The sequence below is a fragment of the Shewanella atlantica genome (assembly GCF_003966265.1).
Lineage (GTDB): Bacteria > Pseudomonadota > Gammaproteobacteria > Enterobacterales > Shewanellaceae > Shewanella > Shewanella atlantica.
Genome location: NZ_RXNV01000028.1, coordinates 1 through 13,213 on the forward strand (window position 1 = coordinate 1; position 13,213 = coordinate 13,213).

At 45.4% G+C, this 13,213-nt stretch carries 6 protein-coding genes and 4 pseudogenes; 4 read left to right on the top strand and 6 right to left on the bottom strand.

Features of this window, described 5'->3' with window-relative positions:
• Window positions 1-1,250: 1,250 nt before the first annotated feature.
• Window positions 1,251-2,315: a reverse transcriptase domain-containing protein gene (locus tag EKG39_RS22945; RefSeq protein WP_221767386.1), complete on the bottom strand. Its 1,065-nt coding sequence runs from the start codon at window positions 2,313-2,315 to the stop codon at window positions 1,251-1,253.
• Between the two features lie 685 nt (window positions 2,316-3,000).
• On the opposite strand from EKG39_RS22945, the gene EKG39_RS22950 reads away from it, so the two are divergent.
• Window positions 3,001-3,237: a hypothetical protein gene (locus EKG39_RS22950; protein WP_126508282.1), complete on the top strand. Its 237-nt coding sequence runs from the start codon at window positions 3,001-3,003 to the stop codon at window positions 3,235-3,237.
• 469 nt (window positions 3,238-3,706) lie between these two features.
• Window positions 3,707-4,309, top strand: a pseudogene (locus EKG39_RS22955) (transposase); the annotation flags it as partial.
• A gap of 301 nt (window positions 4,310-4,610) precedes the next feature.
• On the opposite strand, the pseudogene EKG39_RS22965 reads toward EKG39_RS22955, so the two are convergent.
• A pseudogene (locus tag EKG39_RS22965) lies at window positions 4,611-5,492 on the bottom strand (IS5 family transposase).
• A gap of 512 nt (window positions 5,493-6,004) precedes the next feature.
• Here EKG39_RS22965 and exaC point away from each other — a divergent pair.
• On the top strand, window positions 6,005-7,525 hold the full coding sequence (gene exaC / locus EKG39_RS22970) for an acetaldehyde dehydrogenase ExaC (RefSeq protein WP_126508285.1): 1,521 nt from the start codon (window positions 6,005-6,007) through the stop codon (window positions 7,523-7,525).
• 38 nt (window positions 7,526-7,563) lie between these two features.
• Here exaC and EKG39_RS22975 read toward each other — a convergent pair.
• The 3 genes and pseudogenes from EKG39_RS22975 to EKG39_RS22990 all read right to left on the bottom strand — a co-directional run.
• Window positions 7,564-8,395: pseudogene (locus EKG39_RS22975) on the bottom strand (IS3 family transposase); the annotation flags it as partial.
• 263 nt (window positions 8,396-8,658) lie between these two features.
• Window positions 8,659-8,942: pseudogene (locus EKG39_RS22985) on the bottom strand (transposase); the annotation flags it as partial.
• A gap of 483 nt (window positions 8,943-9,425) precedes the next feature.
• Window positions 9,426-10,538 carry an OmpA family protein gene (locus tag EKG39_RS22990; RefSeq protein ID WP_246028596.1) on the bottom strand — a complete coding sequence of 371 codons (1,113 nt, stop codon included), beginning with the start codon at window positions 10,536-10,538 and terminating at the stop codon, window positions 9,426-9,428.
• Window positions 10,539-10,924: 386 nt separating this feature from the next.
• Here EKG39_RS22990 and EKG39_RS22995 point away from each other — a divergent pair, with 386 nt between their 5' ends.
• Window positions 10,925-12,076 carry a reverse transcriptase domain-containing protein gene (locus EKG39_RS22995; RefSeq protein ID WP_221767389.1) on the top strand — a complete coding sequence of 384 codons (1,152 nt, stop codon included), beginning with the start codon at window positions 10,925-10,927 and terminating at the stop codon, window positions 12,074-12,076.
• Here the strand turns inward: EKG39_RS22995 and EKG39_RS23000 are convergent.
• The coding region (locus EKG39_RS23000; RefSeq protein ID WP_221767390.1) for an Ig-like domain-containing protein at window positions 12,034-13,213 on the bottom strand (1,180 nt) is incomplete at its 5' end. The genes EKG39_RS22995 and EKG39_RS23000 overlap by 43 nt on opposite strands.

Here is a 13,213-nt window from a genome sequence, read left to right on the forward strand (position 1 = left end):
CGATGAGGCAGAGGTAATGGTAACCATCGCTCCGGACGGTATACCTCAAGGTGATGAAACGGTCACTATCGAAACAACCTCAGCTACGGCTACCCTGAGCAGCCCCAATCTGGGCGCAACGTCCCCCGGTACCAGTATTACCGCCACATCCGACGTGAGCGGTCGGGTTATAGTACATGTAATCAACGCAATAGCAGAATTTACGGACATCTCGGCGTCATACACAGATAGCGGTGCGGATACACACATTGTTAGCACGACGGTAAATTTCGGGGGGGAAGGAGATACCGCGCGTCTCCCCAACTCCGCCACTGACGCCAGCACAATTGTAAAGAATAACGCTCTATATGGGGCAGGGACGGATGATTACATTATAGTTGACGTCTTGGTTATCGATGGGAACGATAACCCCGTGGCTGGGCATCCGGTTACTCGTAATGTGCCGAGAGCTATAAATGACAATGTGCCCGTGAACACTAACTCTTTAGGCGTCGCGCGATTCGAAGTGCGGAAGGCGTCCCCCCAAGAATATATTAAGGCCGCCACCGATTTGGCTGTTAAAGCGTCCACGACAGCAGGTTCTCCGGCGCACCGCAAGCAGAAACCTCTGATGCAATGAGCTCCAAGCCGAGGGTCGCACTGACACAGTGGGAACGTACTTGTCTGCCTTAGACGTTGACCCTTTACGGCCCCGTGACGTCGAGCGCGGCGGCAGCGAACGGTCAGTATGATTACCTGTCTGACACGGACGTGAACTCCACGGTCTCTCCCGCTGTCCCTTCCGCGTACATCGCCGATGATTATTGTGCGTAAACTTACTCCCGTAGTCGGTTAATCAGCTCCGCAGAATGGGACCATTCGACGTTTACATCACCGTCTAATCTGTCGTACGTGCCAACAGATTACTTCCAGATCAGGCACGGTAGCCTCTGGTCATCCGTTTTGCATCGGGGGTTCCCCGTCGTAACTTTTATTGGGCCGAAACCGACGTGTACAGCCTCAGGGCCTGGAAAGGATGAGTGAACTTGCCCCGTCGAACCTCGGGCGCCACAGCCGTGACCCGCGGGCACGGCAGTAGACGGCGGTACAGATTAGACTAAAGTTCCCGCGAAGGTCATAGATTTAGAGCGTAAAACCGGGCCGCGCCCCTGTAATTGGTCTCGGCGGGTCTAGGCATGTGCACTAAGGACGGTACATAAAATTCTGGGATGGGCGGATGTCAACCTGACGCTACTAAGTGCTCCCCCCTCTCACACCGTACACAAGTTCCGGATGACTTGGCCCTTGTGTGTTATGGGGGGCCAAGGCATACTGCCGACACTAACGCCTTGTGCAGCGAATATACGCCACCAATTGCGAACATACTGCACCACCCTCTCAGCTAGACCGCTACGTAAATAGGGTCTGGCCAGGGCTTGCTCATAAAGCTGGCGTAGTTTGGCTGCAAAATTGCGTAGGGCGCGTTTGCCTGGGCCGACGTGCCCGGCTAAGTTGTATTGATGCCCAAGCCAATCAAAGCCTTTTGCGGTTTTACCGATAAAGGTTTTGTCTGGGTGTTGAGTAAAACCGAAGTGGTTAAACCATTGGTTAAGATGTTTGACCGCTTTTCGTAATGTGTGGCGGGTGTTGCACAGAAGGAGGAAGTCATCCATATAGCGGACATAGTAAACACCTTTTAGTTTTGATAGAGATTTATCAACGTTGTAAAGCTGAAATGCGGCAAGAAGCGGGCTTAGTGCGCAGCCTCGCGAGATCCCCTTGGCGGGGGTGTGAAACTCTCCGCCGTCCTCAATGCTGTAATGTAAAAATTGTCCCAACAGGTTCAACGTAATAGGACAGGAGACATACTCAGCCAATTGGTCAAAGAGTTGCAGTTTATTGATATTGCCATAATGGCCTTTAATATCGGTGCGACACACATAGGGCTTTTCACCACTGCGAGTTAATACAGATAACACTCGCTTCATGGTGTTATTGCTGTGACCTTTCACATGGGTACATTGAATATGGACGGGTAACACCGGCGTGAGCACGATAGCCAAGCACTTCAGCACAAAGGCATCAACGCTAGACCATAACGCCACGGACTCGCCATTGGCTTTTTGAACAATTTGCAGCGGCTTAAATTGATATCGATTAGCAAGTAAGTCAGATTTAACTTGCCCACAACCAGTATCGGCATACTTAAACAAAAAATCCCACACATCGGCATTGGGCGGAAACCTCTTACGTGATTTACGCAGCCAAGCGAGCGCTTTGTCCATCACCCCATCGGAGCAAAGCTGCGCGATGGTGGTATCCTGGATGATTTTCATTAATAAACGCCAGCCCTTTTTTGAAAGTCTGCATTGATAATATATGTGAGGACTAGTTAAAGCATTTTAACATCTATTTATTTTTATAAGTAGGTTCTAAGGTTGAATTGATTAAGCTTAAATCAATTAGAGTCAATAGAACAGAATGCTGAACACTACAAAAAATTAGTCGTGGCAACAATTCTATTCTTTAGTGGCCTAGTTATGTCTGAGGAAGTTCGTCGCCTCAATTTATAGCGACGAGATTTCTGTTTGTGATAGCCCCCTAAGAAGAGAGATTCGTTTAATCATCAATGCTCTGGTAAATAATTTATATCAGCCTGATCACCGGAGTGCTTTAGGGTTAGGGGGGATCTTTGAAATGGGATTTAAATAAATAATTAAACTTTTATAAACTTTAATTTATTGGCTTGCGGCAGTAAATTTGACATTCTCTATCATATAAATACTTTTTCTCTTTCAGAATCTCATATTGCCGAAGATATGGTGGGTATTATGGGACGATTTTACTTTTTAGCGACCTCGGTTTAGCGACCCCTGTGTATCTAAGGGAGTCCTTTTCCCAGTCTTTAACACCGTAATCTCAGTTAGCGACAGAACCTTTGCTACATTGTATCTATTTAAAACTATTGACTAAATTATTTTTATATAACCACTGCAAATTCAAATAAAGGACACTCCATAAATGTATAAACTAATATCTTACAAATCAACTCTTGTAGCCTCTTTAATGGCATTGGTCAGTACTCCAGCTATAAGTGATTCAACAACCACTCTGTCTGACACCCCAGCTTTGTTAATTGCACAAATTAAGATGGTTAAGGCTGGTGCTAAGAGGAAAGTAGTTAATCGCATTGAAATGTCAGAAAAAGAATGGCTTTTAGTAGGGGCCCCTTCTAACGTATCTTTTACCTATATCTAAATCACACTACGATGGGGAACTATGAAAACTAGACTAGCAACACTGGCACTAACTTTAACTTTGGCCGCTAGTTTTAACGCTAACGCAAACTTTCACAGATGCTTACTATCGATTACTAAAACTGAATCAGGCGAATGCAAAAGCGAGACAATGATTAAAATTAGTCACTCATGCGTTTCTAAATTGGCCATTGAGCAACATCATATAGATTTAAAGCTGGTTAACCTGCTAGTGAACTGCTTTGAGAACCCAAACAGCGAACAGGCGTTAAATGCTGTAATCGACTATTACAGCGAATTTGGCGGAGGTACAGCGAATTTGGCGGAGGGACTATTTCAGGTTCGATATCAAGCCGCTATAAATTGAGGAAACGGACTTCCTCAGACATAACTAGGCCGCTAAAGAATAGAATGGTAACGTTAAGAAATCTGTGCCATTTCAGTAGAATAATAGAAAACAGAAATGACATATGTCCAACTCATTTGACTTTGAACAAGCTTTAAAAGCAATACAATCAGGTAAAGAGGGAGTTCTCACACCACTTATCAAGCAATTGACCGAAGCGGCGCTTAAAGCTGAGCCCGAGCACCATCTCGAAACTTGCGATGAGACCAATCGAAAAAATAGCACGACAATCAAAACTGCAAAATCCGCCAATGGTAGCTTTGAACTAGACACCCAAAGAGATTGCAGCGGTAGCTTTTCTTCTCCGTTGGTTAAGAAAAACCAGATCAGGCTTACCGATGAAATCGGTCGTAAAATTCTCTCCAAGTTCGCTCTGGCCATGAGTTATAAGGGGATGCGTCAACATGTAAGTGAAATGTATGCCTTGGACGTCTCTCAAGCGACGAACAGCAGTGTCACCGACAGGTTGATCACGGAACTGAAGGAGTGACAACAACGCCCCTTGGATAGCCATTATCCTTTTGTCTTGTTGGATGCCATTCACTGTAAAGTCAGAGACAATGGTCGCTATGTCAGTAAGACCATTTTCACCATTCTTGGCCTCAATATACAAGGACGAAAAGAACTGCAGGGCCTTTACTTATCCGAGAGTGGAGGGGCAAATTATTTGGCTTAGTGGCGAAGCACCGCTTTTGAGGAATTTTCTAGAGGGCGTGATTGGTTAAACGAGACCTTGAGTATCTAAACAACTGTTTACGAAAACACAGCCTTTCATTTGTAGTGACGAAATCTCAATTTGCGATAGAACCTGGAAAGTTCCCAGCCGCTAACAACAAAGTGTAATCCCGCTCTTCGTTGGACGTAACTACATAGAAGCGGGGCGTTGTTGATCAAATACTCGCTTTAGATGTAGCTGTACCAGCCATTTTACCGAGCTAAGCAGCTTATTTCCTAATCGGCATGCCTAGTCATATGACTTTGTTCATCGCCTTTACATCCGCCAACGCTTCATCTACTTGAGCATTATAATCTCGTAGGCTAAGTTTCTGACTAATCAGTTGCTTGTATCGGTACATGGCCGTCTCAGAGAGTGATCTCTGGTGACAATCATTGTCCAGTTTCCATTGTGATAATAGGATACTCTGAGTACTTTTACTGCCTCATTTCTCGGGTGCTCATCCTCCCTGTCCCCTGTATTACTTATGGGTGAAATAGTGGGTTTGCAACCCTTGCGCTGAAATAGCTTATGGCATGCCTTGGTATTGTATGCGCCATAAGCCGAGACCTGAGCTATACGTCTTCTCAACGGGTTGAGCAATGTTGGTAACGCTTCATTATCGGCAATGTTAACCAAGGTGACTTCAGCTGACATCATCACATGAGTATTACTATCTACTGCGAGGTGTAGCTTACGCCAGATACGGCGCTTTTCTTTGCCATGCATACGGTTTTTCGATTCTCCTTCACCGTGAACTTTGAGACCTGTTGGTCAATAACAACATGTGACACAGGACCATGACTCTTTGCACGATACTTGATTTCAACAGTCTTAGCTCGTTTACTGATACAGCTGTAACTCGGGGAGGTCAGTGGACACCCATAAGCTGGAATACAGAGTTGGTAAAGCCTTCTCATGGTCGGAGTGACAAGTTGAATACGCCTTTAACAACCAGTGCAGTTTCAATAGCTACATTGGAGTAAATATACCCTCGACCACGACGACCATGGTGTTCGGTGCATCGCCAAGACTTAATGGCTTGCTCATCAATCCAGAACGTCAGAGATCCACGATTGACCAGTGCTTCGTTGTACTGAGACCAGTTGGTTATTTTATGCTTAGATTTTCCCATTTTGCTGCTTTCGCATCGCTATCTTGGGAGAGCAGATCACGCTAACAGCAAAAGGTTCATTCGATTTAGGAAAATAAGGCCTGAAAGCAGCTTAAAAAAATTATTAATCGATAATTATATTTATATAAACAGCCTTAATTATTCTCCACTGTATAAAATAATTAACATCAACCTGACTTTAAAAGTTTACTCTTATTTATTCGGCGCTACTAACTATAGGGAAGTATCTCTTTTTTACGGGGAAAGGATTCCCTCCCTTTTTTTACGTTGTTAAACAATTTTTCATGAAAGCAATTATTTCAGTGTTTTCTTTGTGTAGTGACATAAGGTAATTGCAATAATGCGTTATCCGATCTGGTATGTCTTATCGACTATTGTAGCATCTGAAATATTTAGTATCTCAATTTACAGTGACAAATTCTGAGTTTATGACAAAACCGATTTTCAGTTGGTTTGTCTTTATTAGTAAAAAAATTATCAAAAATATGACTTTAATAATATGGAGTTCAATTATGAAATACGCACAACCCGGTACCTCTGACGCACTAGTCAACTTCAAAAGCCATTACGCCAATTATATCGGCGGTGAATGGATAGCGCCTATCGGTGGCAAGTACTTTGGCAATATCTCTCCGGTAAATGGACAGACCTTTTGCCAGGTCCCCCGATCCGATGAGCGCGATATAGAACTCGCTCTGGATGCCGCTCACGCTGCTCGGGAATCCTGGGGGCTAACATCGGTAACCGAACGCTCTAATCTGCTACTGAGAATTGCCGACAGAGTGGAGCAAAATTTAGAGTCCCTTGCTGTCGCAGAGTGCTGGGAAAATGGTAAGGCGGTACGTGAGACTATTAATGCCGATCTGCCTCTATTCGTAGACCATTTCAGATATTTCGCCGGTTGTATCCGTGCCCAGGAGGGAAGCGCGGCCGATATCGATTCGAATACCGTCAGCTACCACTTCCCGGAGCCTTTAGGTGTCGTCGGTCAGATCATTCCATGGAACTTTCCACTCTTGATGGCTGCCTGGAAAATTGCTCCGGCCCTTGCGGCGGGAAATTGCATCGTACTCAAACCTGCCGAGCAGACACCGGTCTCAATTCTGGTGATACTGGAGTTGATTGAAGACCTGTTACCGCCGGGAATACTCAATGTAGTCAATGGATTTGGCGCCGAGGCCGGACAAGCTCTGGCTACCAGCGAACGAATTGCAAAACTGGCATTCACAGGCTCGACCGAAGTTGGACGCCATATTCTAAAGTGCGCTGCGGGGTCATTAATTCCATCGACCGTCGAACTAGGTGGAAAGTCTCCCAATGTTTTCTTTGCCGATGTAATGGAGCAGGAAGACGAATACCTGAACAAGGCAGTTGAGGGCATGTTGTTAGCCTTCTTTAACCAAGGTGAAGTCTGTTCCTGTCCGTCTCGGGTACTTATCCAGGAGTCGATCTACGAAGCGTTTATTGCGAAAGTTATTGAACGCGCCAAAACAATCAAGCAGGGTGATCCATTAGATACAGGTACTCAAGTTGGTGCTCAAGCATCCATGGAACAGATCGATAAGATACTTAGCTACCTGCAGATAGGTAAAGACGAGGGGGCAGAGGTGTTACTCGGTGGTGACATATGTAAGTTAGATGGAGACCAGAGTAACGGGTATTATATCGAGCCCACCATACTAAAAGGCACCAACGATATGCGCATCTTCCAGGAGGAGATCTTCGGACCCGTTATTTCGGTAACCACTTTTAAGGATGAAGCCGAAGCCTTAGCTATCGCCAATGATACCGAGTATGGCTTAGGCGCCGGTGTCTGGACCCGTGATATGAACAAGGCGCAGCGCATGGGGCGTGGCATTCAATCCGGACGAGTCTGGATTAACTGCTATCACGCCTACCCCGCCCACGCTGCATTTGGCGGTTATAAAAAGTCTGGAATAGGTCGTGAGACTCATAAGATGATGTTAGAGCATTACCAGAATACCAAGAACCTATTGGTAAGTTACGATGTTAATCCTTTAGGATTTTTCTAAAATTGGACTAGCCCCAGAACCCTAGACATTTTACAGCCTCATTTTGAGACAGCTTCGAATGCCTCTGGACTCACTCCACCAAGGTGCGTATGGCGTCGCTGGCGATGATAAAATACTTCGATGTAATCGAAGATATCGCTACGCGCCAGTTCACGGGTTTTGTAGATCCGTTTTTTAATCCTTTCCTTTTTTAAACAGCTAAAAAACGATTCGGCCACGACGACTCATGCTTGGTTTAAGGTTATGCCGCTGACAAAACTTTTGCCAGTCACCACTGGCGTACTGTGAGCCTTGGTCTGAGTGTATGATTACACTTTCAGTCGGTCTACGACGCCATATGGCCATCAATAATGCATCCAGTACGATCTCCTTAGCCAAGGTGGGTTTCATCGACCAGCCGACGATCTTACGAGAATACAGGTCGAGTACCACAGCTAAGTAGAGCCAACCTTGCCAAGTTCTGATGTAAGTAATATCGGTCACCCAGGCTTTATCCGGAGTTTCAACAGAAAACTCTCTGTTGAGTCGGTTCGGCATAATGATAGAGGGGCGGCCATAGGTGCCTTTGTGACGTTTATAACCCCGTACAGCCGCAATATCGTTAGCTTTCATGATCCGGTGGACACGATTTTTGCCGCAACACTCTCCCAGCTCTTTGAGATCGAGGCTGACGCGTCGATAGCCATAAATGCCGTAACTTGCATCATAGGATGCGCGAATAAGTTGCAGTAGCCGTTGATCTTCTTGAGCCCGTACCGATACAGGCTCATGCAGCCACGCATAATAACCAGCCCTGGCGATTTTCAGCACACGACACATCGTAAGTACTTTAAAGCAGTGCTGATGGTCAAGAATAAATTGATACTTTATACCAATCAGTATAAAGATGTGATCGCTCAGCGAGAGTTTAGCGGTTCTGAGGCAAGGCAACGAATGAAGGACATAGTTGCTCTACGTTCAAGTTCGTTAACACCGCATCAGAACCGCTAAAGCTCGCCCTTTGGGAGCTTTTTGGGCTGCCTATTTCTTCGTTGAATAACCTCACAAGGGATCACCATTGCATCACTTATTCGCCTCGAATTAGTTTGCCAAAAATAGTTCTGAGTAGATCACTTTCTTATACTGATTGGTATTACTCGGGCTGACTTGCAAAGTACCTTGCGGCCTTTTTTAGAATATCTCGCTCTTCTTCAGTCCGTTTGAGTTGACCTCGGAGTCGAAGAATTTCTTTCTTTGCTTCGATAAGCTCTTCATCGCTCAATTGGTTTGAGGAGGATTTAGCTGCTTTGACCCATTTATAAATACTGTGCTGAGACACGCCCAAGCGCTCTGCAACATCAGCAGTTGTATAGCCACGTTCTAGCACTTGTTTAATGGCTTCTTCTTTAAATTCTGGGGTATATCGTTGTCCACTCATAAACATATCTCCTATGCAAAAAGCTTAGGTGAAATTTGTCCATAAGACCCGGGGCAGTCCAAGTTTAGGTGAAATTTGTCCATAAGACCCGGGGCAGTCCAAGCTTAGATGAAATTTGTCCATAAGACTCGGGGCAGTCCATTGAGGTTTTGATCGTTAATATTTGAACAATACTGTCGCGCAACGCCATCAAAAGTAAAGGGAAAACGTATCAATGTCTCGGTTGGAGGTATTGGGGAGGGCAGAGGCTGCAATGGCAGGCGTTGATGTTTAGTCGATGATTCAGCAGGGGTAATTGGACTGACTATAGTTATGACCCATGGAACAATTTTATTCTATAGCGGCCTAGTATATCTGAGGAGGTCTATTTTCTCAATTTACAGCGGCACGGTCTTTGTTTGCGACAGAACCGATGTGTCAGGGTTGCGATAAAACACGCTGCACAAGAGCAGCGTGTTTATTAAGAGATAGAAAAGATGATGACTATTTAGTCAGCGCTTCTTTGGTTACTTCTGTAATATGAACTTCTATTCGACGGTTAACCTTGTTGGCTTCAGCGCTATTACCTTCGATAATCGGTTGCGTGATACCGAAACCTTTCGCTTCTATGCGAGACGGGGCAATATCGTATTGTTCCACCAGTATTTGAGCTATGGCTTTGGCACGACTATCAGATAACTCCATATTATAATCGGCTTTACCTACGTCAGATGCATGGCCTGAAATGAATACTGTTGTTTTCGGGTCCAGATGCATATAAGTCGCGAGTTTTTCAATGCGCTCATATGATTCCATTTTAACAACTGATGAGTTGTTAGCAAACTGAATTGAACCGATATCGCGTTGTTTGGTTGTTTCTGCATAGATAGTACAACCTTTTAAGTCAACCTTAAAAGTTGTCGGAGTATCGGCACAGCGATCTATATCATCTGTAACACCATCGTTATCTGAATCAATAGCGGCAACAACTGTTGGAGCAACAACTGTTGGTGCAGGAGTACCAAACCGGTAGCTAAGTTCAAATCCCCAGTAATTGCTATCCATGGCAAGGGTGTTCCATTTATCTTCATCTAATCCTTCATAGCGACGATACTTAGCTTGCAGTTTAAGGTTTTTAGAGATGTTATAGCCTATACTGGCGCCGACATAGGGAGCAATTCCACTATCACTGTAATACTCACTACCATACTCTTTATTGTTTGAAAGTAGGTAGTTCATTAAACCCGTTTCTGCCGATAAACTCCAAAGGTCAGCAATAGGCCAAAAACCGACTACGCCAAGGGTCATACCTTTGCCGCCAACATCATTCATCTTGTTGGCGTAATCAACCCATTCAGCGCGCCCAAGATCACGATAACCCAGCTCAACACCAAAATAATCGTTGAAGAGGTAACCAGCAAATACATCCCATGCATATGGATCATCTTTGCCACAGCTTTTCATCGTTTTTACATCGCAGTTTGGCTCGTAATTATTTGCACCGATACCACCACCGACATACCAAGGAGTGAGCTCTTGTGCTGCGTTAGCAACGAAAGGAAGCATTGAGGCCAGCAGTATAACTTTCGCAGTATTGTTCATTATTTTTAAGTCCATTATTAATTTTTCCGATGTTGGTTCATCATACGACGAAACAGCACTGTATTTCGGTATGGAGAATTCTTCGATTTTATTACTAGTCGATATTTTAACGATTAAGTACTAATCGTTCACTTCAAAAGTGGTTTATTGGTAGAGTGTCAACATATTCCTATTCAATTATTAATGATTTCGTTAAGTCGTGATTTAGTATCCTGTTCTATTGACTCTCAATTGATTTAAGCTTAATCAATTCAACCTCAAAACCTACTTATAAAAACTTAAAATCTATTTTTAAAAATAAACAAATAGTTTTAAAAATAAACAAATAGATATAAAACGCTTTAACTAGGCCTCACATATATTATCAATACAGACTTTCAAAAAAGGGCCGACGTTTAGTAATGAAAATCATCCAGGATACCACCATCGCGCAGCTTTGCTCCGATGGGGTGATGGACAAAGCGCTCGCTTGGCTGCGTAAATCACGTAAGAGGTTTCCGCCCAATGCCGATGTGTGGGATTTTTTGTTTAAGTATGCCGATACTGGTTGTGGGCAAGTTAAATCTGACTTACTTGCTAATCGATATCAATTTAAGCCGCTGCAAATTGTTCAAAAAGCCAATGGCGAGTCCGTGGCGTTATGGTCTAGCGTTGATGCCTTTGTGCTGAAGTGCTTGGCTACTGTGCTCACGCCGGTGTTACCCGTCCATATTCAATGTACCCATGTAAAGGGTCACAGCAATAACACCATGAAGCGAGTGTTATCTGTTTTAACTCGTAGTGGTGAAAAGCCCTATGTGTGTCGCACCGATATTAAAGGCCATTATGGCAATATCAATAAACTGCAACTCTTTGACCAATTGGCTGAGTATGTCTCCTGTCCTATTACGTTGAACCTGTTGGGACAATTTTTACATTACAGCATTGAGGACGGCGGAGAGTTTCACACCCCCGCCAAGGGGATCTCGCGAGGCTGCGCACTAAGCCCGCTTCTTGGCGCATTTCAGCTTTACAACGTTGATAAATCTCTATCAAAACTAAAAGGTGTTTACTATGTCCGCTATATGGATGACTTCCTCCTTCTGTGCAACACCCGCCACACATTACGAAAAGCGGTCAAACATCTTAACCAATGGTTTAACCACTTCGGTTTTACTCAACACCCAGACAAAACCTTTATCGGTAAAACCGCAAAAGGCTTTGATTGGCTTGGGCATCAATACAACTTAGCCGGGCACGTCGGCCCAGGCAAACGCGCCCTAAGCAATTTTGCAGCCAAACTACGCCAGCTTTATGAGCAAGCCCTGGCCAGACCCTATTTACGTAGCGGTCTAGCTGAGAGGGTGGTGCAGTATGTTCGCAATTGGTGGCGTATATTCGCTGCACAAGGCGTTAGTGCTGGCAGTATGCCTTGGCCCCCCATAACACACAAGGGCCAAGTCATCCGGAACTTGTGTACTATGTGGGAGGGGGGAGCTCAAAGTAACGACAGGACCCTGTACAAGCAGCCCTACGAACCGTCAGTAGCACACATTATTAAACCCAACGGATAAGATGTACTAGCCCCCGGCCCGTAGAACTTGTCGATTGCGTTCTTGTATGGGAGGTACACCATAAAGTGGGTGCCTCCGTCCGTCTTTTCGGTCCCGGTCGTAACGGCTGTATCGCCTTTTGTTTCTCTGACCAAGTATGAACCCGTGCCACCGAGACCGTATATGTCAGGCCGACTCCATATAAATGTATCATCCCAAATGTTGTCCACCTGATTGGGAAGCCCATGCTCTATTTGATGATATTGATAGTTGTTCCACCAAGTCTGGGGGGACGTGATCTGCGGCGCCAGCCTGTTCCACTCGATGCCACTGATCAAGCGGCCGCCTGTGTATGTGTCAGCGCAATAATTATCGGCGTCAAACGCCGTTAGTATGGCATAATCGTCCGGCAAGTGCTCATTACTCAACGTGTCGTACTCGTACTTCCCGTTAGCGGCTACGGCATCGGCTAGCGCGGGGCAATGTACGGTCACATCGAGCGTAGACAAGTAAAAACCGGTCTCGCATGCAGACACTTGGAAACTCATGGCTCTGAAACCGAAATCGTGGCTTTCGCCATAGAACGGGGATGTTGTGTACGCGTTAATGCTCAAATCTCTTCCGTGCGCTATGTCGCCGGTGGGTGCCCTCGTCCGCACTTCGAATCGCGCGACGCCTGATGAATCCGTGTTCGCTATCATGTTCGCGTGAACGGCCTCGTCCACATCCAGTGTTACCGGATGACCAACAACGCCGTTATCGTACCTATCGCGAACCAATACGTCTACGATATTGTAATCATCCGTCCCTTCCCCATATCTTCCATTATTCTTGACGACCGTGATGCTATCACTGTAGCCGAGATGCGCGGTGGTTGCGTCCCCCACGAAATTTACCGTCGTGCTAACAGTATGATTATCCCCGACGCTATCTGTGTATGACGCCGAGATGTCCGTAACTTCTGTTATTGCGTTGATTACATGTACTATAACCCGACCGCTCACGTCGGATGTGGCGGTAATACTGGAGCCGGGGGTCGTTGCGCCCAGATTGGGGCTGCTCAGGGTAGCCGTAGCTGAGGTTGTTTCGATAGTGACCGTTTCATCACCTTGAGGTATACCGTCCGGAGCGATGGTTACCATTACCTCTGCCTCATCG

Excerpts from the sequence above, each read along its gene's own strand:
- EKG39_RS22990 (WP_246028596.1), bottom strand. The coding sequence starts at position 10,538 with ATGGACTTAAAAATAATGAACAATACTGCGAAAGTTATACTGCTGGCC.
- EKG39_RS22950 (WP_126508282.1), top strand. The coding sequence starts at position 3,001 with ATGTATAAACTAATATCTTACAAATCAACTCTTGTAGCCTCTTTAATG.
- exaC (WP_126508285.1), top strand. The coding sequence starts at position 6,005 with ATGAAATACGCACAACCCGGTACCTCTGACGCACTAGTCAACTTCAAA.
- EKG39_RS22945 (WP_221767386.1), bottom strand. The coding sequence starts at position 2,315 with ATGAAAATCATCCAGGATACCACCATCGCGCAGCTTTGCTCCGATGGG.
- EKG39_RS22995 (WP_221767389.1), top strand. The coding sequence starts at position 10,925 with ATGAAAATCATCCAGGATACCACCATCGCGCAGCTTTGCTCCGATGGG.